The sequence below is a fragment of the Leucobacter chromiisoli genome (genome assembly GCF_016522505.1).
Classification (GTDB): Bacteria; Actinomycetota; Actinomycetes; order Actinomycetales; family Microbacteriaceae; genus Leucobacter; species Leucobacter chromiisoli.
Genome location: NZ_JAEHOH010000003.1, coordinates 170,238 through 196,746 on the forward strand (window position 1 = coordinate 170,238; position 26,509 = coordinate 196,746).

At 71.7% G+C, this 26,509-nt stretch carries 27 protein-coding genes and 1 other RNA gene; 12 read left to right on the forward strand and 16 right to left on the reverse strand.

The genetic code is table 11. The features are described from left to right. Positions 1-4 precede the first annotated feature (4 nt). Both glnA and JD276_RS03535 read right to left on the reverse strand, forming a co-directional pair. Positions 5-1,342: a type I glutamate--ammonia ligase gene (glnA, locus tag JD276_RS03530; protein WP_200113969.1), complete on the reverse strand. Its 1,338-nt coding sequence runs from the start codon at positions 1,340-1,342 to the stop codon at positions 5-7. Positions 1,343-1,385: 43 nt separating this feature from the next. Continuing rightward, the gene (locus JD276_RS03535) at positions 1,386-1,589 is read right to left on the reverse strand and encodes a methionine aminopeptidase (protein ID WP_200113971.1); all 204 of its coding nucleotides are present in this window, start codon (positions 1,587-1,589) and stop codon (positions 1,386-1,388) included. A gap of 53 nt (positions 1,590-1,642) precedes the next feature. Here JD276_RS03535 and map point away from each other — a divergent pair, with 53 nt between their 5' ends. After that, positions 1,643-2,512: a type I methionyl aminopeptidase gene (gene map / locus JD276_RS03540; RefSeq protein ID WP_200113973.1), complete on the forward strand. Its 870-nt coding sequence runs from the start codon at positions 1,643-1,645 to the stop codon at positions 2,510-2,512. Between the two features lie 76 nt (positions 2,513-2,588). Here map and JD276_RS03545 read toward each other — a convergent pair whose 3' ends face one another. After that, positions 2,589-4,181, reverse strand: coding sequence for a hypothetical protein (locus tag JD276_RS03545; RefSeq protein WP_200113975.1), 1,593 nt, complete (start codon positions 4,179-4,181; stop codon positions 2,589-2,591). Next, positions 4,163-4,993 (reverse strand): ABC transporter ATP-binding protein, encoded by an 831-nt coding sequence (locus JD276_RS03550; protein WP_200113977.1) that lies wholly within the window; start codon positions 4,991-4,993, stop codon positions 4,163-4,165. Before JD276_RS03550 ends, JD276_RS03545 begins: the two co-directional genes overlap by 19 nt. Positions 4,994-5,388: 395 nt before the next feature. Between JD276_RS03550 and JD276_RS03555 the strand changes: the two genes are divergently transcribed. Continuing rightward, positions 5,389-5,640: a hypothetical protein gene (locus JD276_RS03555; protein WP_200113979.1), complete on the forward strand. Its 252-nt coding sequence runs from the start codon at positions 5,389-5,391 to the stop codon at positions 5,638-5,640. 16 nt (positions 5,641-5,656) lie between these two features. Here JD276_RS03555 and rnpB read toward each other — a convergent pair. The 6 genes from rnpB to JD276_RS03585 all read right to left on the reverse strand — a co-directional run bounded on the left by rnpB (position 5,657) and on the right by JD276_RS03585 (position 10,336). Next, an RNA gene (gene rnpB / locus JD276_RS03560) (RNase P RNA component class A) lies at positions 5,657-6,040 on the reverse strand. 24 nt (positions 6,041-6,064) lie between these two features. After that, entirely contained in the window at positions 6,065-6,790 is a 726-nt protein-coding gene (locus JD276_RS03565; RefSeq protein ID WP_200113980.1) for a zinc ribbon domain-containing protein, read from the reverse strand. A 2-nt stretch (positions 6,791-6,792) separates the two neighbouring features. Beyond that, entirely contained in the window at positions 6,793-7,629 is an 837-nt protein-coding gene (locus JD276_RS03570) for a Nif3-like dinuclear metal center hexameric protein (protein ID WP_200113982.1), read from the reverse strand. A 9-nt stretch (positions 7,630-7,638) separates the two neighbouring features. Continuing rightward, the gene (locus JD276_RS03575; protein ID WP_200113983.1) at positions 7,639-8,304 is read right to left on the reverse strand and encodes a methionine ABC transporter permease; all 666 of its coding nucleotides are present in this window, start codon (positions 8,302-8,304) and stop codon (positions 7,639-7,641) included. Further along, a complete protein-coding gene (locus tag JD276_RS03580) occupies positions 8,304-9,332 on the reverse strand; it encodes a methionine ABC transporter ATP-binding protein (protein WP_200113985.1) in 1,029 nt (342 codons plus the stop codon). Before JD276_RS03580 ends, JD276_RS03575 begins: the two co-directional genes overlap by 1 nt. 128 nt (positions 9,333-9,460) lie before the next feature. Next, positions 9,461-10,336 (reverse strand): MetQ/NlpA family ABC transporter substrate-binding protein, encoded by an 876-nt coding sequence (locus tag JD276_RS03585; RefSeq protein WP_200113987.1) that lies wholly within the window; start codon positions 10,334-10,336, stop codon positions 9,461-9,463. A gap of 273 nt (positions 10,337-10,609) precedes the next feature. Here JD276_RS03585 and JD276_RS03590 point away from each other — a divergent pair, with 273 nt between their 5' ends. From JD276_RS03590 to JD276_RS03605, 4 genes are all read left to right on the forward strand, one after another. Next, positions 10,610-12,049 carry a glyceraldehyde-3-phosphate dehydrogenase gene (locus tag JD276_RS03590; RefSeq protein WP_200113989.1) on the forward strand — a complete coding sequence of 480 codons (1,440 nt, stop codon included), beginning with the start codon at positions 10,610-10,612 and terminating at the stop codon, positions 12,047-12,049. Between the two features lie 69 nt (positions 12,050-12,118). After that, the gene (locus JD276_RS03595) at positions 12,119-12,961 is read left to right on the forward strand and encodes a universal stress protein (RefSeq protein ID WP_200113990.1); all 843 of its coding nucleotides are present in this window, start codon (positions 12,119-12,121) and stop codon (positions 12,959-12,961) included. Between the two features lie 89 nt (positions 12,962-13,050). Beyond that, positions 13,051-13,746 carry a DNA alkylation repair protein gene (locus JD276_RS03600; RefSeq protein WP_200113991.1) on the forward strand — a complete coding sequence of 232 codons (696 nt, stop codon included), beginning with the start codon at positions 13,051-13,053 and terminating at the stop codon, positions 13,744-13,746. Next, on the forward strand, positions 13,743-14,384 hold the full coding sequence (locus JD276_RS03605) for an MBL fold metallo-hydrolase (RefSeq protein WP_200113992.1): 642 nt from the start codon (positions 13,743-13,745) through the stop codon (positions 14,382-14,384). Before JD276_RS03600 ends, JD276_RS03605 begins: the two co-directional genes overlap by 4 nt. A gap of 8 nt (positions 14,385-14,392) precedes the next feature. Here JD276_RS03605 and JD276_RS03610 read toward each other — a convergent pair whose 3' ends face one another. The 3 genes from JD276_RS03610 to JD276_RS03620 form a co-directional block, all read right to left on the reverse strand. Then, positions 14,393-16,294 carry a BCCT family transporter gene (locus JD276_RS03610; protein WP_200113993.1) on the reverse strand — a complete coding sequence of 634 codons (1,902 nt, stop codon included), beginning with the start codon at positions 16,292-16,294 and terminating at the stop codon, positions 14,393-14,395. A gap of 213 nt (positions 16,295-16,507) precedes the next feature. Continuing rightward, positions 16,508-17,233, reverse strand: coding sequence for a hydrogen peroxide-dependent heme synthase (gene hemQ, locus JD276_RS03615; protein WP_200113997.1), 726 nt, complete (start codon positions 17,231-17,233; stop codon positions 16,508-16,510). Positions 17,234-17,250: 17 nt separating this feature from the next. Then, on the reverse strand, positions 17,251-18,360 hold the full coding sequence (locus JD276_RS03620; protein WP_200113999.1) for a ferrochelatase: 1,110 nt from the start codon (positions 18,358-18,360) through the stop codon (positions 17,251-17,253). 174 nt (positions 18,361-18,534) lie between these two features. On the opposite strand from JD276_RS03620, the gene JD276_RS03625 reads away from it, so the two are divergent. Together JD276_RS03625 and JD276_RS03630 are read left to right on the forward strand one after the other, a co-directional pair. Next, positions 18,535-19,302 (forward strand): FadR/GntR family transcriptional regulator, encoded by a 768-nt coding sequence (locus tag JD276_RS03625; protein WP_200114001.1) that lies wholly within the window; start codon positions 18,535-18,537, stop codon positions 19,300-19,302. Continuing rightward, complete coding sequence (locus JD276_RS03630) at positions 19,299-20,234, forward strand: DUF368 domain-containing protein (RefSeq protein ID WP_307866425.1); 936 nt, start codon at positions 19,299-19,301, stop codon at positions 20,232-20,234. The genes JD276_RS03625 and JD276_RS03630 overlap by 4 nt, the downstream gene beginning before the upstream one ends. A 49-nt stretch (positions 20,235-20,283) precedes the next feature. Here the strand turns inward: JD276_RS03630 and JD276_RS03635 are convergent, their stop codons facing one another. The 3 genes from JD276_RS03635 to JD276_RS03645 are packed head-to-tail and all read right to left on the reverse strand — an operon-like array spanning position 20,284 to position 23,185. Beyond that, positions 20,284-21,186 carry a DUF4097 family beta strand repeat-containing protein gene (locus JD276_RS03635; RefSeq protein ID WP_200114002.1) on the reverse strand — a complete coding sequence of 301 codons (903 nt, stop codon included), beginning with the start codon at positions 21,184-21,186 and terminating at the stop codon, positions 20,284-20,286. Next, positions 21,183-21,920 (reverse strand): response regulator, encoded by a 738-nt coding sequence (locus JD276_RS03640; protein ID WP_200114004.1) that lies wholly within the window; start codon positions 21,918-21,920, stop codon positions 21,183-21,185. The genes JD276_RS03635 and JD276_RS03640 overlap by 4 nt, the downstream gene beginning before the upstream one ends. After that, entirely contained in the window at positions 21,908-23,185 is a 1,278-nt protein-coding gene (locus tag JD276_RS03645) for a sensor histidine kinase (protein ID WP_200114006.1), read from the reverse strand. The genes JD276_RS03640 and JD276_RS03645 overlap by 13 nt, the downstream gene beginning before the upstream one ends. A gap of 105 nt (positions 23,186-23,290) precedes the next feature. On the opposite strand from JD276_RS03645, the gene mtnC reads away from it, so the two are divergent. From mtnC to JD276_RS03665, 4 genes are all read left to right on the forward strand, one after another. Beyond that, positions 23,291-24,019: an acireductone synthase gene (gene mtnC, locus JD276_RS03650; protein ID WP_307866426.1), complete on the forward strand. Its 729-nt coding sequence runs from the start codon at positions 23,291-23,293 to the stop codon at positions 24,017-24,019. Next, entirely contained in the window at positions 24,016-24,648 is a 633-nt protein-coding gene (mtnB, locus tag JD276_RS03655; protein ID WP_307866427.1) for a methylthioribulose 1-phosphate dehydratase, read from the forward strand. The genes mtnC and mtnB overlap by 4 nt, the downstream gene beginning before the upstream one ends. A 153-nt stretch (positions 24,649-24,801) precedes the next feature. After that, positions 24,802-25,389, forward strand: coding sequence for a 1,2-dihydroxy-3-keto-5-methylthiopentene dioxygenase (locus tag JD276_RS03660; protein WP_200114010.1), 588 nt, complete (start codon positions 24,802-24,804; stop codon positions 25,387-25,389). Between the two features lie 265 nt (positions 25,390-25,654). Continuing rightward, the gene (locus tag JD276_RS03665; protein ID WP_200114011.1) at positions 25,655-26,428 is read left to right on the forward strand and encodes a DUF4190 domain-containing protein; all 774 of its coding nucleotides are present in this window, start codon (positions 25,655-25,657) and stop codon (positions 26,426-26,428) included. Positions 26,429-26,509 lie beyond the last annotated feature (81 nt).

Consider the following 26,509-nt stretch of genomic DNA (forward strand, 5'->3'; position numbering starts at 1 on the left):
GGGCCTAGACGGTTCCGAGCATCGAGGAGAGCTCGAAGGGGGTCACCTGGTTGCGGTAGGCGGCGACCTCCTGACGCTTGTCCCTGAGCAGATAGGCGAAGACCTGCTCCCCCAGCGTCTCGGCCACGAGCTCCGATCGCTCCATGACCGCCAGGGCGTGGTCGAGGCCCGTGGGCAGCGCGTCGAAGCCCATGGCCCGGCGCTCCCCGTCGCTCAGCTCCCAGACGTTGTTCTCGGCCTCGGGGGGAAGCTCGTACTCCTCCTCGATGCCCTTGAGCCCGGCGGCGAGCAGCACCGAGAACGCGAGGTACGGATTCGCGGCGCTGTCGATCGCGCGGTACTCGACCCGCGCGGCGCCTCCCTTGCCGGGCTTGTACATCGGCACCCGCACGAGGGCGGAGCGGTTGTTGTGGCCCCAGCTCACGAAGGACGGCGCCTCATCGCCGCCCCAGAGCCGCTTGTACGAGTTGATGTACTGGTTCGTCACGGCGGTGATCTCCGGGGCGTGCCGCAGGAGGCCGGCCACGAACCGCCGGCCCGTCTGCGACAGCTGGTACCGCGCGCCGGGGTCGTAGAACGCGTTGACGTCGCCCTCGAAGAGCGACAGGTGGGTGTGCATGCCCGAGCCCGGATGGCCGACGAGCGGCTTCGGCATGAAGGTGGCGTGCACCCCCTGCGAGATCGCGACCTCCTTCACGACGGTGCGGAAGGTCATGATGTTGTCCGCCATCGTGAGCGCGTCGGCGTAGCGCAGGTCGATCTCGTTCTGCCCCGGTCCCGCCTCGTGGTGGCTGAACTCGACCGAGATGCCGAGCTCCTCGAGCATGTTCACGCTCTCGCGGCGGAAGTTGTGCGCCGTGCCCCCCGGCACGTTGTCGAAGTAGCCGGCGCGATCGACGGGCACGGGGCCCTCGGCTCCGAACTCCTGCGACTTCAGGAGGTAGAACTCGATCTCCGGGTGCGTGTAGAACGTGAAGCCCTGCTCCGCCGCCCTCGCGAGCGTGCGCTTGAGCACGTTGCGGGGATCGGCGACGGCCGGCTCGCCGTTGGGGGTGCGGATGTCGCAGAACATGCGGGCCGTCGGCTCGGACGCGCTGCGCCACGGCAGGATCTGGAAGGTCGCGGGATCCGGCACCGCGAGCAGATCGGACTCGTAGGCCCTGGTCAGCCCCTCGATCGCGGAGCCGTCGAAGCCGATCCCCTCGCTGAAGGCGCCCTCCACCTCGGCCGGCGCGAGCGCGACGGATTTCAGGGTCCCCGCGACATCGGTGAACCAGAGGCGCACGAATCGCACGCCGCGCTCCTCGATCGTCCGGAGGACGAAATCCCGCTGTTTGCTCACGCCGGCTCCCTTCAGGTCAGGACAGGTCTCAGCCTATCCCCGGTCAGTCTTCCGCGGCGTCCTCCTCGGCCCACTGCCGCGCGCGCTCGGCGACGATCTCCGGTGCGCGCTCGGCCTCGGCCCGGGTGGAGAACGGGCCGACGCGGTCGACGGAGAGCGACTGCGGCCCCTCCTCCACGGCGCCCGTGCGGGTGTTGTACCAGAAGGTCTCCTCGGGATCCTCGATCCCCCAGTCACGCTTTGCCATGGCGGGCCTCCGCTCGTATCAGAATCGTCGTGCTTCGCTCCTAGACTAGACCCATGCCCTTCGACGATCACGGATTCCTGGTGCCCGGCGCCGTCTCCCCCCGCAGGCCGGTCCCCGCGGAGATCGCGAAGCCCCCGTACGTGGGCCTCGCCGCGCCACCGGCCTACTCGGGCGACAACACCTACACCGAGGAGGAGATCGCCCTGATCAGGGCGTCCGGCCGCATCGCCTCGCGCGCGCTCGACGCCGTCGGCGATGCGGTGCGCCCCGGCGTGACCACCGGGGAGCTGGATCGCATCGCCCACGAGTTCGTCGTCTCGCACGGCGCCTACCCCTCGACCCTCGGCTACCGGGGATACCCGAAGTCGTGCTGCACCTCGGTGAACGAGGTCGTCTGCCACGGCATCCCCGACGACACGGTGCTCCGCGAGGGCGACATCGTCAACGTCGACATCACCGCCTACCGGGACGGCTTCCACGGCGACACCAACCGCACCTTCCGCGTCGGAGAGGTGGCCGAGGAGGCGGATCTGCTGATCGAGCGCACCCACGAGGCGATGATGCGCGGGATCCGGGCGGCGAAGCCCGGCCGCCGGGTCAACGTGATCGGCCGCGTCATCGAGACCTACGCGAAGCGCTTCGGCTACGGCGTCGTCCGCGACTTCACGGGCCACGGCGTCGGCTCCTCGTTCCACACCGGTCTCATCATCCCGCACTACGACTCGGCGCCGCGCTTCGACGACGTCATCGTGCCGAACATGGTCTTCACCGTCGAGCCGATGCTCACCCTCGGCACGCACGAGTGGGACATGTGGGCGGACGAGTGGACGGTCACGACGCGCGACAAGAGCCTGACGGCGCAGTTCGAGCACACGATCGTCGTCCGTGAGAGCGGGTTCGAGATCCTGACCCTCTCGGAGTAGCCGCACCCGACGCCGCGGTCGCGGGCGCCCCAGCACGAGACGCGGCCCGGCGCGAGAGGGCGGCCCGGCGCCGGCGCTACGCCTCGCTCGAGACGTCGGCGAGCACCCGCGGCCAGCGGCGGTCCAGCGCCCTGCCCCCGATGACCGCGCCCGCCCAGGTCGCGGCACCCCCCAGGAGCAGACCGCACGCCAGGCTCACCCACCCGAGCGAGGGCGTCCAGAAGCTCGCGATCGCGAACCCCAGGGCCGGACCGCCCACGACGAGCGTGATCGGCATGACGACGATCATCGCGAGCAGCGACTGCACCCCGCCCGAGGAGCCGCGACCGAAGGGGTTGGCTCCCGGAGCGGGTGCGCGGCCGGGCAGGTACGCCCCGACGGCCGATGCCGCCCCCGCAGCCGCGAGCGACAGTCCGAGCGCCGCGCCGAGACTCGCGGGGAGCAGCGCCCAGGAGCCGACGAGCAGGCAGGCGAGCACGCAGAGGATCACGGTGAGCGGGATCGCGAGGATCCCGATGCCGAGCAGCCTGCCGACCCGGTCGGCGGTCCCGCGGACGCCGGTCAGGATGTGGAGCGCGACGGCGTCGTTGTCGTAGGCGACGTCCATCTGCACGATCGTGCAGATCAGGAGCGCGTTGATCGAGGGCAGCAGCACGAGGGCCGGTCCGAAGGTCACGCCGCCGTCGCGGAGGCCGTTCATCGCGAACACCCCGAGCAGGAGGGCGGGGAGCACGAGCAGCATCACGGTGTTGACGAGATGCCGCGGATCCCGGCGGCGATAGCGCAGGGTGCGGGCCGCGACGGCCCCCACCGGCGTGGCCGGGAGGACGCGGTCCACGAGGCCGCCGGAGCGCACCCGCCCGCCACCGCCTCCCGAGATGGGAGCGACCAGTCGCGCGGCCAGCAGTCGCTCGGCCGCGAGCCAGAGCACGACGACCGTGGCGAGCGCGACGGCCAGCCTGAGCACCGCGACGAGCCATTCGCCCTCGGCGACGGCCGCGGGCACGCCGAACGCCGCGCCGAGCGGCGTCCAGGCGAGCACGTCCGCGGCGGCCGCGAGGCTCTCGGACGGCGCATCGAGCTCGCCGACGGCGGTCAGCAGCAGGTTGAGCAGCAGCCCCGAGCAGGCGACGAGCAGCACCCCGAGGGTCAGCACCAGATCGCGCGTGCGCCGACGCGCGAGCCACCGGGCGAGCAGGCCGCCGATCACCCTGGCGCCCAGCACGCAGACCATCAGCGCCACGGGCGCGAGCAGGGTGGCCGCCAGCGCCGCCGCGAGGCTGACCGACCAGCCCACGAGCATCAGCAGCAGCGCGATCGTCGTGCCGATGCCGCCGATCGTCGTGGCCCCCGCGACGGTCAGACCGGGAAGCAGCGAGCGGGCGCGCACGGGGAGCAGGGCGAAGCGCTCGGGGGCGAGCGAGTCGTCGGAGCTGACGAAGATCGTCCCGATCCACCACCCCGCGGTGATGGCGGATCCCACGAGCACGAGCGCCGTGACCGCGAGATCCGGGGCCGCCAGGCGCAGCGCGCCGAGGGCCAGCGCGAGCGTGCCGAGCATTCCCAGGGCGACCAGCCCGCTCACCACCAGGGCGACGATGAACCAGGGGTTCCTGCCCAGCTGATGACCGAGCTGGCGCCACCGGAGGCCTACGAGGATCGCAACCACGCCAGCGTCTCCTCTCCCAGATCGTGCGACCCGACGAGGTCGAGGAATCGCTGCTGCAGGCTCATCCCGGCACGCACCTCGTCGAGCGAGCCGTGCGCCAGCAGCCGCCCCTCGGCGAGGATCGCGACGCGGTCGCAGAGCGACTCGACGAGCTCCATCACGTGGCTGGAGAGCACGACGGTGCCTCCCCCGGCGACGAAGGCCCGGAGGATCTGGCGGATGGTCTCGCCGGATACGGGGTCGACGGCCTCGAAGGGCTCGTCGAGGATCAGCAGTCGCGGGGCGTGGATCAGCGCGCAGGCGAGGCCGATCTTCTTCTTCATGCCGGCCGAGTAGTCGACGACGAGCGTGCCGGCCGCATCCGCGAGTCCGAGCGCCCCGATGAGCTCGGCGGACCGGCCCGCGATGTCGGTCTCGTCCATGCCCCGCAGCAGGCCGCTGTAGCGCAGCAGCTCAGTGCCGGTCAGCCGGTCGAACATGCGGATGCCATCCGGAAGCACGCCCAGGCGCGCCTTCGCGCCCGCCGGGTCCCGCCACACGTCGGCGCCGAGCACCCACGCGGTTCCCGCGTCGGGCTGCAGCAATCCGGTCGTCATCGCCAGCGCCGTGGTCTTCCCCGCGCCGTTCGGGCCGAGGAGCCCGAGCATGGTGCCCGCCGGCACGTCGAGCGTGAGATCCTCGACGGCGACCTTGGAGCCGAACCGCTTGCGGAGGTTCCTGAGGGCGAGCACGGGTGGAGAGGGCTCCGGGAGGTGCGGGGGCTCCGGGAGGTGCGGGGGCTCTGAAAGGGGCGGGGGCTCTGGGAGGGACATGTCTCCATCTCATCATCGGCCGCGACTCGGATCACCCCTCTCCGTCGGAGTTTCACGGAGAGGCGGGCGCCGAGCCGCGGCTGCCCGGAGAGCCGTGATGGAGAACCCAGCTCCTCGTCCTCAGTCTGCTGCTGTCCGCCCGGATCCGTTCCGACGTCGCCACGGCGACGGCCCGGGAGCTCTTCTCGTCGGGATGGAGGACCCCTCGCCGCCTGCGCGAGAGCACCTGGCAGCAGCGGGTCGATGCGCTGGGGCGCGGAGGGTACCGGCGCTACGACGAGAGCACCGCGACCCGCCTGGACGAAGCCGCCGAACTGCTGATCGACCGCTGGAACGGAGACCTCCGCCGGCTCAGGGACGAGGCGGAGGACGATCCCTCCCGCATCTCGAAGATCTTGCAGGAGTTCGACGGCATCGGCCCGGTCGGTGCGAGCATCTTCCTCCGCGAGGTCCAGCAGGTGTGGCCGGCCGTTCGTCCGTTCGCCGACGCGCTCGTGCTCGAGGGCGCGCGGGCGGCCGGCCTGCCGCAGGACGCCGACGAGCTCGCGAAGACGGTCGGCGGGGACCGGCTCGCGAGCCTCGCGGCGGCGCTCGTGCGCGTGGCGCGCGATCCCGAGCTGCTGCAGCGGGAGGCCGACGACCGCTGAGGCGTGCGGAGCGAGGGGAATGGGCCGGATCATACGCCGGGTTCTGTCCCGCGCCGCCGAAGCGGCCCGGTGACGGTCATCTCTCTCGGGGCACTGTTGCCAGTACCCTCCAGCGGCCAACCCGCAGACTCGGCGAGGAGCGTCGTCGTCTGCTGTACGGCCTTGCTGCGGACGAGGTTTACCTGGCCGCCCGTGTCGCCACGGACGCCGGTGGTCTCTTACACCACCCTTTCACCCGTGCCACCCCGGCGAGCCGGGGCGGTCGGTCTGCTCTCTGTTGCACTTGCTCGCGGGTCACCCCGGGTGGGCGTTACCCACCGTCCTCCTCTGTGCAGCCCGGACGTTCCTCGGCGCGACGCGCACGGGGTGCGCGCCGCGACGCGACCGTCTCACCGACCCATTCCGGCGACCAGTCTACCCCGGTCTACTCCTCGACGCGCACGAGGATGGCGCCGGATCCGGGGCAGAAGACGATCTCGTCGGGGGCCGCCGCCCGGATGTCGGCGAGCTCGCCGGGAGCGAGGGCCATGTTGCTCCCCTCGGAGACGTTGCCGCGCAGGCGGGCGGCCCCGATGCCGGTGCGGGCGCGGGTCTCCTCGTAGAGGTCGAGCACGTCGCGCTGCAGCTCGGCCGCGAGCAGGGAGCGCTCCTCGGCCCGCCGCGCGATGTCGGCGTCGAGCTCCTGCTCGGCGGCCGCGATCCGCGTCCGCAGCGCGGCCCGACGCTCCTCGACGCCCGCGAGGTCCCCCTCGGCCTCGTCGAATCGGGCCTGGGTGGCCTCGAACCCCTCCATCGCCTCGAGCTCCCGATCCTCGAGCTCCGACTGCCGCCTGGCGAGCGCGTCGAGCTCGCTCTGCAGCGCCTGCGCCTCCTTGCTGGAGGTGCTCGCCGCGATCAGCTCGTTGTCACGGGCGCGGCGCTGGCGCACGAGCTCGACGTCGGACTCGAGCCGATCGATCTCCGCGCGCTGCGCGTCGAGCTCCCGCTGGGCGGCCATGAAGCGCTCCTTGGCCGAGGTGTGCTCGCCGCCGAGCGCCTCGAGCTCCGCGCGTTCGGTCAGCTGCTGCCGCTTCCGGCGCAGGCGCGCCTCGGCATTGTCGAGCTCTTGCAGGTCGAGGAGCAGCTGCTGCTGGCGAGGACTGGCCTTCATGGTCACCACGATAGCGGTCGGTCCCCGCCCACGGCGAACGTCCAGGGGTCGGTGCGGATCGTGCTCACCCGGAACTCGACGCCGGGCAGCGCCTCCGCCAACCGGTCCGCGGCACCCTCGAGCCAGAGCGACTCGCTGGCCCAGTGGGAGACGTCCACGAGCGCGGGGCCGCCGACCACGAGCGCGTGCTCCAGCGACTCCTGCGCCGGATGATGCCTGAGGTCCGACGTGACGTAGACGTCGGCGCCGCGCACCGCCGGGTGGTCGAGCAGGCTGTCCCCGGCCCCGCCGAGCACCGCGACGCGGCGCACGAGCCGCTCGGGATCCCCCGCGACACGCACCCCGCCGGCCGTCGCCGGCAGAGCCGCCGCGACTCGTTCGGCGAAGGCCGCGAGGGAGAGCTCCCCGTCGAGCTCTCCGACCCTGCCGAGGCCCGCCGCCGGCTCGAGGCCCGGCACGATCGGCTCCGACGCCGAGAGCCCGAGGCGGACGGCGAGCACGTCGGAGACGCCCTGCTCGGGAGAGTCCGCGTTGGTGTGCGCGGCGAGCAGCGCGCAGTCGCCGCGGATCAGCCGCGCGAGCAGCGCGCCCTTCGCGGTGTCCTCGGCCACCGTGTGCACGCCGCGCAGCAGCAGCGGGTGGTGGGTGAGCAGCGCGCCCGCGCCCCACTCGATCGCCTCGTCGACGGTGGCGCCCACCGCGTCGACTGCGAGCAGGACCCGGCGCAGCGGCGCGTCGTCGCGACCCGTCACGAGACCGACGCGGTCCCACGCCTCGGCGGTCTCGGCGGGCCAGAACCGCTCGGCGACGCGGCGGAGATCGGCGAGTGTGGCAGTCATCCCGCCACCCTACCGGCGCAGCAACCTGCGGGCGAGCACGTTGCCCAGCACCTGCACGAGCTGCACGATCACGATGATGATGATCACCGCGGACCACGTCACCCACGGGTTGAACTGCCGGTAGCCGTACTGCAGCGCGAAGTTGCCGAGGCCGCCGCTGCCGATCACCCCCGCCATCGCGGTCATGTCGACCACCGCGATGAACGCGAAGGTGTAGCCGAGCACGAGCGGACCGAGCCCCTCGGGGATCAGCACGGTCAGGATCGTGCGGAGGGGGCCCGCGCCCATCGCCCTCGCCGCCTCGATGACGCCCGGGGAGACCGTGAGCAGGTTCTGCTCCACGAGCCTCGCGATCCCGAACGCCGCGGCGAAGGAGAGCGTGAAGATCAGCGCGCGATCGCCGATGCCGGTGCCCATCACCACCCGCGCGAGCGGCTGCAGCGCCGCGATCAGGATCACGAAGGGGATCGGCCGGAAGAAGTTGACGAGGAAGTTGAGCACCCAGAACACGGGGCGGTTGGCGAGCAGCCCGCCCTGCCGGGTCACGGTGAGCGCGACGCCGATGACGAGGCCCAGCACGCCGCCGACGCCCATCGCGATCGCGACGTAGACGAGGGTCTGGACGGTCGCCTCGAGGAACTTGCCGTCGGAGATGAGTTCGAGGAGCTTGTCCATCAGGCGAGCACCTCCAGCTCGGTCTCCTTCGCGAGCGCCACGATGGCGTCGTCGATGCGCGCGTCGTCGCCGATGAGCTCGAGCGTGAGCTTGCCGAAGCTGCGTCCGCCGACGTCGGTGATGCCGCCGTGGACGATGCTGACCCCCACCCCGCGCTCGGCCAGCGCCCGGAAGACGACGGGCTGGTCGACGTCGCCGTCACGGAAGGTCATCGTGACGAGCTTGCCGCGATGCCGCCGGCGCAGCTCTTCGAGGTGCCCCGTCTCGGGCTCGGTCGGCAGCGCCGTCGAGACGAAGCGCCTGGTGGTCTCGGTCCGCGGATCGGAGAAGACGTCGAAGACGTCGCCCTGCTCGACGGCCCGCCCGCCGTCCATCACCGTCACCCGCTGCGCGATCTCGCGCACGACGTCCATCTCGTGGGTGATGAGGATGATCGTGATCCCGAACTCGGAGTTGATCCGCTTCAGCAGCGCCAGCACCTCCTGGGAGGTCTCCGGGTCGAGCGCGCTCGTCGCCTCGTCGGCCAGCAGCACGCCGGGGTTCGTGGCGAGCGCCCGCGCGATGCCGACGCGCTGCTTCTGCCCGCCGGAGAGCTGATCGGTGTAGGCGGAGGCCCGGTCGCCGAGGCCGACGAAGTCGAGCAGCTCGGCCACGCGGCGACGACGCTCCTCGGCCGGCATCCCCGCGACGAGGAGCGGGTACTCGACGTTCTTCGAGACCGTCTTCGAGTGGAAGAGGTTGAACTGCTGGAAGATCATGCCGATGCGGCCCCTGATGGCGCGCAGCCCGCGCTCCGAGAGCCCGGTCACCTCGTCGTCGCCCACGAGGATCCGGCCGCTCGTCGCCGGCTCGAGGCCGTTGACGAGGCGCAGCAGCGTGCTCTTGCCCGCCCCGGAGTACCCGATGACGGCATGGATCTCGCCCGAGGCGACGTCGATCGAGACGTCGTCCACGGCCACGATGGGGGCGGACCCCTTCCCGCGCCCGGGGTAGCGCTTGCCCACCCCGATCATCTGCACACGCGTCATGCGCGGTTCCCTTCCTGTTGCCGACGGGCGGCGTCGCCGGAGCGGCGACCCCGCTCCGGCGACGTGCCGGATCGGGGCGCCCGGCTCGGCCGAACGCCCCGATCCTATGCCGCCGCGGCCGTGCGCGACTACTGCGCGCGGATCTCGTCCTCGACCTCGGTGCGGATCCTCTCGAGCTCCTCGGCGGGGGTGTCGAGCATGATCGCGCTGTCGCCCGAGTTCTCGAGCACACCGGCCTGCACCTCCTCGTTGGTCTGGTAGATCTCCACCAGCTTGAGGTAGGTCGGGTCGTCGGCGTCCTCGGCCCGCGTCGCGAAGATGTTGATGAACGGCTGCGCCGACTCCGCCCCCGGATCGTCCTGGAAGAGCGCCTCGTCGAATTCGAGGCCCGCGTCGGTGACGAAGTCGTTGTTCACGACCGCGGCGTCGACGTCGGAGAGGGAGGTCGCGGTGAACGACGCGTCCATCTCGGTCACGGTGACCCTCGACGCGTCCTCGTCGATCTCGGCGGGCGTCGAGAACAGCGTGCCGCCGTCGGTCAGCTCGATCAGCCCGGCCTCCTGCAGCACGTTCAGCGCCCGAGCGCGGTTGGTCGGGTCCTGGGGCACCGCGACGGTGCCGCCCTCCGGGATGTCCTCGAGCGAGTCGTGCTGCGTCGAGAAGAGCCCGAGCGGGTAGATCGCGGTCGCCCCGATCGCGACCAGGTCGTCGTCGTTGCTGACGTTGTAGTCGGCGAGGTACTGGATGTGCTGGAACTGGTTGAGATCCAGCTCGCCCTCCGACACCGCCGGGTTGGGCTGGTTGTAGTCGGTGAAGTCCTGGAGCTCCACCGCGATGCCCTCCTCCGCGGCGGCGTCGACGAACGTCTGCCAGTAGGGGTCGCTCGCGCCGACGACGCCGATCGTGACGGTGTCCTCGGACGAGCAGCCCGCCAGTGCGGTGCTCGCCGCGAGGGCGAGAGCGGTGACGGATGCGGCGAGAAGGCCGCGCTTCTTCACAGTCATGGGTGACCTCATTCGCGATCCCGGCGGACCGCGCCGGGGAATCTGGGGCCCGGCGCGCAGCCGGGCGGGAACCATTCCAGCGTGCGGCAGCGCGCGCGTTTTCCGAAACTGTGTGACGCTCCGTGACGGTCTCCCCGCGGCGACGGCCGGAGCCCCCGAATCTCCGCGGCGCCGGGCCCCGGCGCCGCCGCGACGTGGGATACTGGAGGCGACGCCACAGGGCGCCGGCGGGCAGGCCGAAACTCCTCACCAGGGAAAGGACCAACCGTTCACATGATCCAGCGCGCAGATGCTCATCTCGAGGCATGGAAGGCCAAGCAGGAGCTCGCCGAGCGGATGATCCCGCTCATCGGTCAGCTGTATCGGGACCACGACGTCGTGATGTCGGTCCACGGCCGCACGCTGGTCGGCCAGTCGGCCATCGACATCATCAGGGCGCACCGCTTCGCGCGCAAGATCGACGAGGTCGAGCTGCCACTGGAGGAGACGCTGCGCGTCGTGGAGGCGCTCGCCGCCATCCAGCCCGGCCCCGTGTCCCTCGACCTCGCGCTGCTCGCCAAGGGCTTCCGCGACTCGGGCGCGAGCGACCTCGAGGCCTACCTCCGCGAGCAGCTGGGCGACGCGCTCCACGCGGCCCCGACGACGGGCACCGACGTGGTGCTCTACGGCTTCGGTCGCATCGGCCGTCTGCTCGCCCGCATCATCATCGATCACTCCGGAAGCGGCAACACGCTCAACCTGCGCGCCATCGTCGTGCGCAGGGGCTCCGAGAACGACCTCGTCAAGCGCGCGAACCTGCTGCGCCGCGACTCGGTGCACGGCCCCTTCAACGGCACGATCACGGTGCTCGAGGACGAGAACGCGATCCTCGCGAACGGCGTGCGGATCCAGGTGATCTACTCCGACGACCCGGCGTCGGTCGACTACACGCAGTACGGGATCGAGAACGCCATCCTCGTCGACAACACCGGCCGCTGGCGCGATGCGGAGGGGCTGGGCCAGCACCTGCGCAACCGGGGGATCTCCCGGGTGCTGCTCACCGCTCCGGGCAAGGGCGACATGCTCAACATCGTCTACGGCGTCAACAACGGGAGCATCACCGACGAGCACCGGATCCTGAGCGCCGCCTCGTGCACGACGAACGCGATCACGCCCGTGCTGAAGGTGATGAACGATCACTTCGGGGTGAAGCTCGGCCACGTCGAGACCGTGCACTCCTACACGAACGATCAGAACCTGATCGACAACTTCCACAAGGGGGATCGCCGCGGGCGCTCCGCCGCCCTGAACATGGTGCTCACCGAGACGGGCGCGGCGAAGGCGGTGGCGAAGGCCCTGCCCGAGCTCGAGGGCAAGCTCACCGGCAACGCGATCCGGGTGCCCACGCCCGACGTGTCGATGGCGATCCTCAACCTCCAGCTCGAGCGGGAGACGAGCCGCGAGGAACTCAACGATCTGCTCAGGCAGGTGTCGCTCACGGGTGCGCTGCGCACCCAGATCGACTTCGTCGAGTCGCCCGAGATCGTCTCCACCGACTTCGTCGGCTCCAACCGGGCCGGCATCGTCGACGGGCTCGCCACGATCGTCACCGGCAGCAGCTGCGTGCTGTACGTCTGGTACGACAACGAGTACGGCTACAGCTGCCAGGTGGTGCGCATCATCGAGCAGCTCTCGGGCAACCATCCGGCTCACCGGCCCGCACTCGAGGGGTGATGCCTCTGAGGACGCCGCACGACCCGCACTGAGTTCACCACAGCCACCCCACTACTGAAAGGACCGCACATGTCCGAGAAGTACATCATCGGCGTCGATGGATCGGAACCGAGCCGGGTCGCGCTCGCCTGGGGCCTCGCCCGGGCGACCGAGCGCGGCGCCTCGGTCGAGCTGCTGCACGTGGCCGACGACTCGTTCCTCTCCGAGAGCGTCGCCTTCCTCTCGGAGGCCCAGCAGGCGTCGCAGCAGATGCTCGAAGCCGAGCGCGAGTACGCGCAGAGCCTGGGCTTCGCCGGCGAGATCACCGGCACCGCCGTCGTCGGACACCCCATCGCCGAGGTCGAGGAGGCGTCGAAGCGCGCCAACCTCCTGATCCTCGGCGCCCACCACGGCAGCCGCCTCGCGGGCTCCTTCTTCGGCACCCGCGCGGTGAAGGTCGCGGCGGTCGCGCACTGCCCCGTCGCGGTCATCCCGCAGACGCAGGTGAAGCCGAACCGCGGCATCGTGGTCGGCGTCGACGGATCCGAGCCGGCCCGGAAGGCGATCGCCTACGCCGCCGAGGAGGCCGACCGCAGGGGGCTGCCCCTCGTCGCGGTCTACGCCTGGATGCCGCCGCTCACCCCCGGTCTGGAGTACCTCTGGAGCGAGGAGCTGGTCGAGTCGCAGCGCACGGCCGCCGAGGAGGCCATCGCGATCGGAACCGCCGGCCTGGCCCAGCGCTATCCCGACCTGGAGGTCCGCCGCGAGATCGTGCAGTCTCCCCCGGTGGCGGCGCTCGTGAAGGCGGCCGAGGGCGCCGAGCTCCTCGTCGTCGGCAGCCGCGGGCGCGGCGGGATCTCCCGTCTGCTCCTGGGCTCCGTGAGCCACGGGGTGCTGCAGGCGCTGCCCTGCCCCACGGTGATCACCCGCTAGCGACGCGACCGCGTGAGACGCGCCGGGGTGCGGCCGCGACGGACCGATCGGGGTTCCGGCCGCGCCCCGGCATCGAGGCAGGAGGCAGGATGGTCGAGCAGAGGTCCGAGGAGCGCGCGCTCGAGACGGTGATGGCGGAGCTCGCCGAGCTCGAGGATCCGAGGATGCGCGCGGTGAACGAGAAGCACGGCGACGATCACGGGGTCAACCTCACGAGGCTGCGCGCCGTCGCGAAGCGCCTCAAGACGGACCAGGATCTCGCCGAGCGGCTCTGGGCCACGGGCGACACGGCCGCCCGGCTCCTCGCGATCCTGATCTGCCGACCGCGGGCGTTCACGCAGCAGCAGCTCGACGAGATGCTGCGCGATGCCCGCTCCCCGAAGGTGCACGACTGGCTGGTGAACTACGTCGTGAAGAAGCACCCGAGCGCCGAGGCGCTGCGGCTCGCGTGGGAGGCCGATGCCGACCCCGTCGTCGCCAGCGCCGGCTGGGCGCTCACGGTCGAGCGCGTGGTGAAGCGGCCCGAGGGGCTCGACCTCTCCGGCTGCCTCGACGTCGTCGAGGCCGAGATGCGGGACGCGCCCGAGCGGCTGCAGTGGGCGATGAACCACTGCCTCGCCGAGATCGGGATCCGCAACCCCGGCCTGCGCGCTCGGGCCCTCGAGATCGGAGAGCGCCTGCAGGTGCTGCGCGACTATCCGACGCCCGCCGGGTGCACCTCGCCCTACGCGCCGACCTGGATCTCGGAGATGGTGAACCGCCAGACCGCGAAGGACGCGTCGTGAGCGGCGCCCGCGTCGAGCGCGTGGTCACGCGCGGACTGCTCGTCCGCGAGGGGCCGGGGATCCCGATCGAGAACAACGTCTGGATCGTCGGCGACGACTCCGAGGCCATCGTGATCGACGCCGCGCACGACGCCGCCGCGATCGCCGAGGCGGTCGGCGACCGGCGCGTGGCGGCGGTGCTGCTGACCCACGGCCACGAGGATCACATCAACGCCGCGATCGAGACCGCCCGCCTGGTCGACGCGCCCCTGCACCTGCACGCCGACGACCGCTTCCTGTGGGAGGAGCTGCACGACACCCCGCCCGACGCCGAGCTGACCGAGGGTGCGCGGTTCGAGACCGGCGGCCTCGAGCTCGTCACGGTGCACACGCCGGGTCACACGCCCGGCTCCGTGTGCTTCGTCGCGCCCGAGCTGGGCACGGTGCTCACGGGAGACACCCTGTTCGACGGCGGGCCGGGCGCGACCCGCTGGCGCTACAGCAGCTTCCCGCAGATCATCTCCTCGATCAGCTCGAAGCTGTTCTCCCTTCCGGAGGACACGGTCGCGCTGCCGGGGCACGGCGCGGCCACCACCATCGGCGCGGAGCGGGCCCGTCTCGCCGCCTGGGTCAACCGCCCCTGCGGCGCGAAGCCCTGAGCCCGCCGCTACGGCTTCCTGCGGGGGAACGCCCCCTTCGAGCGCGAGAGCCGGTAGTCGATGCGGGTGTCGACGTACGACTCGAACTCGCTGTTGTCGGTGAGGTTCTGCGTGAAGTCCCCGGCGAGCCGGCCCGTCACGTGCCCCGCGATGTGCTCGGTGACCCGGTCGAGGCGCTCCATGCGCTCGGCCCGCTCGAGCACCTTGTCGTCGACCCGCAGCGCGCGGATCGTCGCCCAGCTCATAAGCAGCAGGATCACGCTGAACGGCAGCGCCGTGGCGAGCGCCGCGGCCTGGAGCGACTGCAGGCCTCCGGCGATCAGCAGCGCGATCGCGACGAGCCCCTCGAGCACGGCCCACACCACGCGCGACCAGGTCGGCGGGTTCGGGTGGCCGCCGGAGGCGAGCATGTCGACGACGAGCGACCCCGAGTCGGAGGAGGTGATGAAGAAGATCGCGACGAGCAGGATCCCGACCACCGAGAACACGGTGCCCCACGGCAGGTCCCCGAGGATCTGGAAGAGCGCGCTCTCGACGCTCACCTCGCCGTCCTGGACGAGATCCCCCGCTCCGAACAGCTGGCGGAAGAGGCCGGAGCCGCCCATCACCGAGAACCAGAGGAAGCCCACGAGCGTCGGCACGAGCAGCACGCCGGCGATGAACTGCCGCACCGTGCGGCCGCGGGAGATGCGGGCGATGAAGATGCCCACGAACGGCGACCACGAGATCCACCAGCCCCAGTAGAAGATGGTCCAGTTGGCGAACCAGCTGGTCGCCTCGCCGCGCTGGAAGGCGCCGACGTCGAAGGTCATCCCCATGAAGTTCGCGAGGTAGAGGCCGATCGACTCGGTGAACGTCTGGAAGAGGAACAGCGTGGGCCCGAGCAGCAACAGGCTGATGAGCAGGACGCCCGCCAGCGACAGGTTGATGTTCGAGAGCCACTTCATGCCCGCGCCCACACCGCTGATCACCGAAGCCATCGCGATGAAGGTGATGACCAGGATGAGGATCACGAGCAGCGTGTTGTCGACCCGATCGACGACGCCGATCTCCGCCATGCCCGCCGAGATCTGCTGCACGCCGAGTCCCAGCGAGGTCGCGACCCCGAAGACCGTGCCGAAGATGGCGAGGATGTCGATCACGTCGCCCGTCCAGCCCTTCACGCGGTCGCCGAAGAGCGGCTCGAGGGCCCACCGGATCGAGACCGGGCGGCCGCGGCGGTGGATCGCGTAGGCGATCGAGAGGCCGATGATCGCGTAGATCGACCAGGGGTGCAGGCCCCAGTGCACGAAGGTCTGCGCCATGGCGAGGCCCGCGAGCTCCGCCTCGTCGCCCTGCCAGCCCGGCTTCGGGTCGACCGTCGCGTAGGTCAGCGGCTCGCCGACGCCGTAGAACACGAGGCCGATGCCCATGCCCGCGGCGAAGAGCATCGCGAACCACGACAGCACGCCGAACTCGGGCTCGTCGTCGTCGAGGCCGAGCCTGATGCGGCCGAGCCGCGAGAGCCCGATCACGACGGCGATCGCGATGAACGCGCCGATGATGAGCATGTAGTACCAGCCGAGGTTCGCCACGATCCACCCCTGGACCGAGCCGAACGCGCGATCGGCGGCGTCGGGCCAGAAGAAGGCGAACGCCACCACGCCGAGGATGACGATGAGCGAGGGCCAGAACACCCGCGGCGAGATCATGCCGCGACCGATGTGCACTCCCTGGCTGCGCAGCTTGGCGGTGATCCGCTCGTCGGAGTCCTCCTCCTCGATGTGGACGGCCCGATGCAGGTGGACGGTGTCGGGGAGGTTCGGGTCGCCGCCGAAGACGGCGGTGAACTCGCCCTGCGGCGAGAGCTCGCCCGGCGATTCGGGGGTCTCGTCGGCGGGGGGCTCGGGGCTTCGCTCGTCGGAGCTCATGGTCGGAAATCCGTTCTGTTGACAGCCGGCTTACCCGTCTACATTTGCGCGCTCTCCGGCGGGATGCAACTTCGCGGCACCGGGGAACGGCTCCTCCGGGTCGAGATTCTCCCCGGTCATGGGCGTATTCCAGGTTCTTTCGCAGAGGACGACCGCGCTCGCCCGATCGGCGCCCCCTCGGCGTTCCGCCCGGCGGGCGTCCCGCCCGCCCGGTCAGGCCAGTGCGCGCGCCAGCAGCTGGTCGGCGTCGCGCTTCGGCCCCGTGAAGAACGGCGTCTCCTCGATGACGTGCCGCCGCGCCCCCGTGGCGCGGAGCTCGCGCATGAGATCGACGATGCGGGTCAGGTCGTCCGCCTCGAACGCGAGCAGCCACTCGTAGTCGCCCAGCGCGAACGCCGACACCGTGTTCGCGAGCACGTCGCCGTAGTCGCGGGCGGCCGCGCCGTGCTCGCGCAGGAGCTCGCGACGCTCCGCATCGGGGAGCAGGTACCACTCGCGTCCGCGCACGAACGGGTAGACGCAGAGGTAGCCCTTGGGGTCGTCACCGGCGAGGAAGGCCGGCACGTGGCCCCGGTTGAACTCGGCCGCCCGGTGCACGCCGATGTTCGACCAGACGGGCTGCAGGCGCCCGTCGGTCCAGTCGAGCAGGGTGCGATAGGCCTGCTGCAGCGCTTCGGGGCTCGGTGCGTGCCACCACACGAGCACGTCGGCGTCGGCCCGGTAGCCCGAGACGTCGTACCAGCCGCGGGTCGTCAGCCCCTCGATCTCCTCGAGGCGCCCCAGCAGCCCGTGGACGGTGGCGCCGAGCGCGGCCGAGACGCCGAGCCTCGTGCGGGCGTGATCCTCGCGGAACACGGCGTACATGGTGTAGTTGGTGGCCGCGTTGATGGACTCGGCCACGTGGGAGTGGTCGACGTGGGGCCGGGGGCTCTCGTGCATGACGCGGATTCCTCTCTCTAGTCTTCCGCGCCGGCGATCACGGGGATGCCGGTCACCTCGCCGTGACGCATGCGGCAGCTCCCGGGCGGCGCCTCGTCGGGGAACGCGCCCAGCTCGCCCACCGTCACCGGCACGGTCTCCTCGCCTCGCTCCCGCGCGGCCCGCTCGACGATCATGTCGACGATCCCCGAGACGAACGTCTCGCGCACGCCGACCGTCGCCGCGCGGGCCGCCTGGATCCCGAGCCCCGCGGCGGTCTCGGCGGCCTCGATGTCGAGGTCGTAGGCGACCTCCATGTGATCCGAGATGAACCCGATGGGCGCGATCACGACCTTCCGCTCGCCCGCCGCCGCGAGCTCCTCGAGCAGGTCGTTCACGTCGGGCTCGAGCCACGGCACCCGCGGGTCGCCCGAACGCGAGCAGTAGGCGAGCGATGAGGCGACGGGGGCGCCGAGCTCCTCGCAGAGCGCGGCGTCGATCGTCGCCCGCACGTCCTCGTGCTGCTCGCGGTACCCGGGCCCGGTCGCCGCCGAGGCGTCCTGCATGGTGTCCGGGATCGAGTGGGTCACGTAGACGACGTGCGCGCCCGCCAGGCCGCCCTCGAGGGTGCTCCCGGCCTCCCGGATCGCGTCCAGGTTCGCCCGCACGAACCCCGGCTCGTTGAAGAAGGGGCGCAGCACGTCGACGCGCGGCGCGTCGTCCCCGAGCTCCGCGATCGCGGCGGCGAGGTGCTCGCGGTACTGCCGGCTGCCGGAGTAGGAGGCGTAGGCGCTCGTCACGAGCGCGAGGACGCGCTTCGCGCCGAAGGCGCTCGCGTCCCTCAACGTGTCGACGGTGTAGGGGTGCCAGTTGCGGTTGCCCCAGACGACGGGGAGCCGGGCTCCGCGCCGCTCGAGCTCGGCGCGGAGCGCGGCCTGCAGAGCGAGGTTCTGCTCGTTGATGGGGCTCCTGCCGTCGAAGTGGTGGTAGTGCTCGCCGACGGCCGCGAGCCGCTCCTCGGGGATGCCCTTGCCGCGCGTCACGTTCTTCAGGAACGGCAGCACGTCGTCGGTGCCGTTCGGGCCCCCGAAGGAGCAGAGCAGGAGCGCGTCGTACGGGGATGTGGAGAGGCCAGCGGTTTCCGTCATGCCTCGCACCGTAGCACCACCTCGCCTGTACATCCGATGTATAACATCCGATGTGAGAGATCCGATGTAACGGGGGCGGGGGTGGGCCGCCGAGGGCGCGGATGCACGCGGTTTCGCGGGCGAGAAGGCCGATATAGTGAGAACGCCGTCCGTCCGACTCGCCCAAGGATCCTCATGCCCAACATCGCCCGCGGTTCGCAGAAGGCCCGCGACACGCTCGGGTATCTGCGCGACCGCATCTCCGCCGGGGAGTGGCCCGTCGGCGAGCGGATCCCCAAGGAGCCCGAGCTCATGGAGCTCATCGGCGTCGGGAAGTCCACGGTGCGGGAGGCCGTCCGCTCGCTCGCGAACCTCGGCATGCTCGAGACGATCCCCGGCGTCGGCACCTTCGTGCGGGCGCGGACCCCGGTGAGCTCCATCCTCACGGAGTTCCTCGCGGACCACGACCTCGAGGAGGTGCTCGTCTACCGGCGATCCCTCGAGATCGAGGCGGCGCAGCACGCCGCGGTCAACCGCACCGAGGAGCACCTCCAGCTGCTGCACGCCGCTCACGAGCGCGCCTCCGACCCGGCCTCGGAGGCCGCGCGGTCCGAGGCCTGCGACCAGAGCACCACCCCCGGATCGTTCCACCACCTGATCGTCGAGGCGAGCGGCAGCAAGCTGCTGCTCGACCTCTACATGGGCGTGATGTCGGTGCTGCAGAGCGCGAGCGTCGACGGGCGCGTGTTCCTGGGGACGACGCACGAGACGATGCACCTCGACCACGGCGCCCTGCTGCAGGCGATCGAGGCCCGCGACGTGCGGAACGCCGCCCACGCCATGGCGCTGCACGTCGATCGCGATCTCGGCCTGCGCACCGACACCCTCGACTTCACCCCGCGGACCGAGCGCGCCGCCTCCCTCATCGACGCCGGATTCGACCCCCGGGCGGAGGCCGAGTGAGCGCGAGCCCCGGCCCGGATCCGATCGAGAGCGGGGAGCACCGCACCTCGGTCGTCGGCGACCTGATCCGCGGCGCCATGATCGGGGTCGTCGAGACCGTTCCCGGGGTCTCCGGCGGCACCGTCGCGCTCGTCGTGGGCATCTACACGCGCCTCATCGACTCGGCCTCGCACGTCGTGTCCGCCGCCCGACGGCTCGTCGGCGGCCCCGACCGGCTCGCCGGAGCCGCCGCCCAGCTGCGCGCGGTCGACTGGAAGCTCGTCGTGCCGGTGCTCGTCGGCATGGCCGTGGCCGTCTTCGCCGCGGCGGGTCCGATGGCGAACGCCGTCGAGGCGCACCCCGAGATCACCCGGGCCGTGTTCTTCGGGATGGTGCTCGCCTCGATCGCGATCCCCCTGCGCATGGCGGGCGTGTCGGGCATCCGCTGGCCGCACGCGCTCGCGGGGGTCGCCGCCGCCGCGCTCGCCTTCTGGCTCGTCTCGATCCCCCCGACCACGCTCTCGCCGAGCCCGCTCGTCATCGTGCTCGCCGCGGCCGTCGCCGTCTGCGCCCTGCTGCTCCCCGGGCTCTCCGGCTCGTTCCTGCTGCTGACGTTCGGCCTCTACGAGCCGACCCTCCGAGCCGTCGGGGACCGCGACCTGGCCTACCTCGGGCTCTTCGCGCTCGGCATGGTGATCGGCGTGGTGTCGCTGGTCAAGGGCCTGCAGTGGCTGCTGCACCACCGCCGCAGGATCACCCTGGTCACGCTGACGGGGATCATGATCGGAGCGCTGCGCACGCTGTGGCCGTGGCAGGAGGAGGACCGGACGCTCCTCGCGCCCGAAGCGGATTGGCCCCTGCTCGCGGCCCTCGCAGCGGCGGGCTTCGTCGTCGTCGCGGCGCTCGCGGCCGTCGACGCCCGCCTCGCCCGGCGCTCGACGCGGGTCTCCTGACCGGTCCGCGCCGAGCCGCCGACCCGCGCGGCGCAGCGCGGCCCTCGGCTCAGCGCAGGGCGCGCAGCGTGATGTCGCCGACCGACACGTCGGCGTCGATGCGGTGGTCGCTGGCGGAGGAGGTCTCGAGCAGGTTCGTGACATCGCCCAGCGACGAGCGCGAGCGGAGATCGTAGGGCACGTCGGGCAGGGCGAGGTCGACGCTGCCGACCGAGACGTCGATGCCGACGCGCTCCGGGGCCTCCCCCGTGAACGAGGCTCTCGCCTCCCCCGCGGACACCTCGAAGTCCGCCTCGACGACGTCGTCGAGCTCGAAGTCGGCCGTCCCGGCTCCGACCTCCACGTTCAGCGTGCGGGCCGCTCCGGCGACGATCACCTCGCCCGCGCCGATGTGCACGTCGAGCCCCACGAACTCGCCCGAGGCGTCGACCGTGCCGGCTCCGACGCCGATCTCGACGTCGAGCGCGCCGTCGAGCTCCTCGGGAAGCGTCAGCACGGTCGTGCGCTCGCTCTCGAAGCAGAACCCGAAGCACCAGTCGCCGAAGATGCCGCTGCGGCGCTCCACGACGATCTCGTCGCCGCGCCGCTCCAGGCTCCACCGGCCGCGCTCGGCGCCCTCGGCCTGCTCCAGGGTGGCCTCCGCGACATCGCCGAACTCCAGACGGAACGACGTGGCGCTCGCGTCGATGTCGAGCCCCGTCGCACCCGAGGCGTCGACCGTCTGCACGGCTCCCGAGCCGCCGGAGGCGCGCACCAGGCCGCCCGCGACGCCGAGGGCCGAGGATCCCGCCGCACCGAGCAGCGCGACCCCGCCGATCACGGCGGTCGCGATCACGATCGGGGTGGCCGCGGAGCGGCGGGGCGCGGCGGAGCCGACGCGCTCCGGGCCGGCCGGGGTCGACTCGGGATCCGGAGAGGTCCGGGTCTCGGGGGGAAGCTGGTTCGTGTTCATCGCTCTGATCCTGTCTGCGGTCGGTCGTCGGTCGTCGGTCTCGGCGCCGCGGATGCCGCGCCGGCGGGCGTCGGCCCCTGAGCCGCGCCCGTGTTCTCGAGGTGCGCGAGCACCGCGAGGACGCGCCGGTTGCCCGACTCGTCGGGCTCGAGGCCGAGTTTCTGGAATATGGAGGTGATGTGCTTCTCGACGCTGGCCGCCGAGAGGAAGAGCAGCTCGGCGATCGCCTGGTTCGACTTCCCCTCGGCGACGGCGGCGAGCACCGTGCGCTCGCGGTCGGTGAGCCGCCGCATGCGGTCGTCCTGGTTGCGCCGCGTGAGCAGCTGGGAGACGACCTCGGGGTCGAGCACCGTGGCGCCCCGGGCGATGCGCTCGACCGAGTCGACGAACTCGGCGACGTCGGCGACGCGATCCTTCAGCAGGTACCCGAAGGCGCCTCCGGCGGCGGCGATCAGATCGCTCGCGTAGCGCTCCTCGACGTACTGCGACAGCACGAGGATCGGCAGCTGCGGTCGCTCGCGGCGCAGCGCGAGCGCCGCTCGGATCCCCTCGTCGGAGTAGCTCGGCGGGAGCCGGACGTCGAGGATGCACAGCTCGGGATCCGTGCGCTCGACCTCCTCGCCGAGCCCGGTCGCGTCGGCGAGAGCGGCGACGGTCTCGTGGCCGGCGTGGTCGAGGAGTCGCGCGATCCCCTCGCGCAGCAGGACGGAGTCCTCGCAGATCAGGATGCGCATGGCACGCTCACCTCCAGTGAGGTCGGTCCGCCCTGCGGACTGTCGAGTCGGATCGCGCCGCCGGCGGCGAGCACGCGGTTGGAGATCCCGTCCAGGCCGCCTCCCGGCAGGACCCGTGCGCCGCCGATCCCGTTGTCCTCGACGCGGGCCCAGAGCGTGCCGTCCTCGCGTCTGCGCACGACCACGCGGCACTCGCTCGCGCGGGAGTGCTTCGCGGCGTTGGTCAGCGACTCCGCGATCGCGAAGTAGACGGCGGCCTCGGCGTCGCGGCTGCACCTCCCGTCGATGCGCACGTCCAGGTGCATCGGGATGTGCGAGCGGGCGGCCAGCGCGGAGAGCGCCGCGTCGAGTCCGCGGTCGTCCAGCACCGAGGCGTAGATGCCCCTGGCCAGCTGCCTCAGCTCGGTGATGGCCGCCTTCGTCGACGTGTGCGCCTCCTCGATCAGGGATCTCGCGGCTTCGGGGTCGCGGTCGATCTGCTGCTGGGCGAGCCCGAGGGTCATTCCGACCGACACCAGCCGCGGCTGGACGCCGTCGTGCAGATCCCGCTCGATGCGGCTGCGCTCGACGTCGGCGGCGCGGACGGCCCCCTCCCGCTGCTGCGCCGAGGCCCTGGCCCGCTCGGCGAGCGCGGCCTCCCGCGCCCGCGAGCCGATGATCCCGCAGGCGATCGAGCGGTGCAGCATCGCGATCAGCACGATGAGGGCCGGGAAGACCAGCGCCCCCGCGATGCCGATCACCAGTGCGTTGAGCGGCGCGACGTCGGCGAGGAACGGGCCGGCGACGTACTCCGTGCGGGTGGCGCCCGCCACGATCCGGCCGATCGACCAGATGAACCCCTGCGTCAGCCCCAGGACGGCGAGCCCGAAGACGCCGGCGATCGTGAAGTTCGCGAGCGAGCCCCACATGCGCCCGTCGACCGACTGCCGGCCCAGCGCCAGCAGATACCCCTTGAAGCCCGGTCGGTCGCTCGCGCGGAAGACCAGAGGCGGCGCGCCGAGCCGGTACAGCCCGTCGACGCGCGCCGTCTCGAACCACGCGACCCCGAAGAGGGCGTACACGAGGCCGACGAGCACGACGAGACCGATGCCGAGCACGAAGAGCAGCGCGATGCCGGCGCCCAGGATCGCGACGAGGGCCCCGACGACGCCCCAGCAGAGCAGGCCGAGGGCTGCGAGGTGGAGGATGGTGAGGGCGAGGCGCAGCGGCGGCTTCGCGGGGCGGGCCGTCGCCTGCGAGGGGGTCGCATCGGGTCGTGTGGTCATGCCTCTACGCTAGGCCCGCGGGGCCGGCCGGCGGCACCGAGGAAACCGGAGAGGACGGTTCGGGTTTTCCGTAACGGCCCGCGGCGCCCCGGTACGATGGCAGACGTGGCTTCTGTGACTGACTCGACTCCCCCGCCCCCCGCACGCGCCGACGCCGTGGTCATCGATCTCGAGGGCACCACGAGCGCCGCCGGTTTCATCCTCGGCGATCTCTACGACTACGCCCGCCCGCGGCTCGAAGAGGCGCTCGGCCGCGGCGGCGAGGCCGTCGAGGCCGCCCGCGCCCAGGCCGTCGCCGAGACCGGTCTGCCCGGCACCGCGTCCGACGCCGAGGTCGCCGAGGCCCTCCGCGGGCTCATGGCCTCCGATGTGAAATCGACGCCGCTCAAGACGCTCCAGGGCATCATCTGGGCGGAGGGCTTCGCCGCCGGCGAGATCACCTCCCACTTCTTCGACGACGTCCCTCCTCGGCTGCGGGAGTGGCACGGACGGGGCCTGCGCCTCGCCGTCTACTCCTCCGGCTCCGTGACCTCGCAGCGGCCCTGGCTGCGCCATGCACCGCAGGGCGACCTGAGCGGCCTCATCGAGGCGTGGTTCGACACCGCCAACGCCGGGCCCAAGAAGGAGTCCGCGTCCTACGACCGGATCGCCGAGGCGCTCGGCGTCGATCCCGCTCGCCTGCTCTTCCTCACCGATCACCCCGACGAGGTCGCCGCCGCGCAGGCGGCGGGCTGGCAGGTGATCGCCCTGGATCGCGCCGGCGAGCCGTGGGCCGGCGCCGACTTCGGTGCTCCGGCGGTGCCGAGCTTCGAGCAGATCGAGGTGCTCCCGTGAGCCTCCTCGATCCCGCGACCCTGCGGGAGGCGGGAGCCGCGCTCGCCGTGGAGTCGCGCCGATTCTCGGAGTACGGATGGATGCGCGGCACATCGGGCAACCTCTCCGTCGTGGTGAACCGGGATCCGCTGCTGCTGGCGGTGACCGCCTCCGGCGTCGAGAAGTCCGAGCTGACCGAGCACGACGTCGTGCTGATCGACGAGACCGGTCGGGCGGCGGATCCCGCGGATCCCCGCCCGCCGTCCGCCGAGGCCGGCCTCCACTCGCACATCGCCGCCCGCACGGGCGCGGGCGCGGTCTTCCACGTGCACGCGCTCGACGCCGTGGTCGCCGGCCACCGCTGGCCGGAGGGCGTGGAGTTCCGAGACATGGAGATGCTGAAGGGGCTGGGGCATCGGGCCCACGGCACGACGATCCGCATCCCCGTGATCCCGAACCACCAGGACATGCGCGTCGAGGGCGAGTGCTTCGACGCCGAGTACCTGCCCGCCACCGATCTCGTGCCCGAGGTCCCCGCGGTCATCATCGCGAACCACGGGATCCACGCCTGGGGCGCGGATGTCGCGGCGGCGAGGCGCCACCTCGAGATCGCGGAGTGGCTGCTGCGCTTCGCCGTCGCCATCCGGTAGCCGGGCCCGGCAGCCGGCACGAGCCTCGGTCGCGCAATGTTACGGGAGCCTCCTGATTTCCGTAACGTGCGGGCGCTCTCGACCTCGTGACGCCATAATTGAGAGAGAATTCTCGCGACCTCCGCGATTTCCGCCAGCGACAAAGGAGAATCCATGACTCTGCTCACGGCCTGGAACGACAGCGACCCGAAGAATCCCGTCCTCGAGACGACCGACGAGGCGGAGATCCGCGAGGCCCTCGCCGCGCTCGGCGCCCGCTTCTCCCGCTGGGAGGTGAAGGACTTCGACGACGACGCGACCCTCGACGAGATCCTCGCCCTCTACCATGACGAGGTCGAGAAGGTGAAGGAGAGCGAGGGCTACACCTACATCGACATCATGGGCCTGAGCCCCAAGCAGGAGAACTACGACGAGGTGCGCGGGCCGTCGCGCGAGAAGTTCCTCTCCGAGCACCGCCACGACGATGACGAGGACCGCTTCTTCGCGAAGGGCGCCGGCGTCTTCTACCTGCACGTCGACGACCGCGTCTACGCCCTCTACTGCGAGGCCGGCGACCTCGTCTCGGTGCCCGTGAACACCACCCACTGGTTCGACATGGGCGTCAACCCGGAGTTCGTCTCGATCCGCTTCTTCCACGATGACGACGGCTGGATCGGCCACTTCACCGGCAACCCGATCGCCGAGAAGTTCGCCACCTTCGACGAGCTGCACGCGCGGCGCCAGGAGCTGGCCGCGGCATAGCCGCCGGTCCGCCGCGGGCGCGGGATCTCGACGAGAGGCCGGCCGGATCAGCAGAGCGATCCGGCCGGCCTCTCGCGTGCTCGAACGGCGGCGCGAAGCCTCCGGTGCATCGCTCCGCGTGCGACGCGGGTAGGATACTCCGGGACGCGGCTCGACGCGGGGGACGGCGGAGTCGCTCATCGCGAATCCACCGGTGTCGTCGAGGGCCCTGTTCATCCGATCCACCGACGCTTCCCCGGGAAGCTTGCAGCGAAGGCCTTCGAACATGACTCATCAGAACCCGCCCGGACCGGGCGACTCCCAGCAGCCCGCGCCGAACGGCCAGCCGACCACGCCGTTCCCGACCGGCGGATTCGAGCCGGCTCCGCCGGCGCCCGGCGCCCCCGTCCCGCCCGCGCCGCCCGTCGGCGCCCCCGGTCAGCCCTACGGCGCGCCGCAGCCGGGCGGCCCCGAGGCGCCGATGAACCCGCTCGCCCTGGTCTCCTTCATCGGCTCCTTCTTCGTGAGCCTCGTGGGCATCATCTGCGGGCACATCGCCCTCAAGCAGATCAAGCGCGACGGCACGCGCGGCCGCGGTTTCGCGCTCGCGGGCACGATCATCGGCTACGTCGCCCTCGCCGGCACCATCATCGCGATCATCGTCGCGGTCGTCACGGCGAGCATGTTCGCCGGCGCGGTCGCCGAGGAGATCGCCAAGGCCGAGGAGCAGTCGCAGAGCATCGAGGAGGAACCTCCCGCCGCGGACGAGCCCGCCGTCGAGGATGAGCCCTCGGCGGGGGCGGCCGCCCCCGAGCTGTGCGATGCGCTGGACCGGGTGACGGAGGAGAGCCTGTCGGTCGACGCGACCTCGGCCGAGGTGCCGCAGGGGCTGGTCGACGCCTACCGCGAACTCGCGGCAGCCGGCGGCGACCACCAGGCCCTCTACCAGCAGGTCGCCGATCTGCTCGCGAACCCCACCCCCGAGAACGGCCAGGCGATGATCGACCTGAGCGAGGAGCTGAGCTCCGCGGTCTCCGAGGACTACATGAGCTGCCTCTAGTCCGCGCCCGCGCCGAGCGGTCGAGACGGACGTGGGCCGGGGGGGGGGCCACACCCCCCGGCCCCGCCCGGAGACCCCACC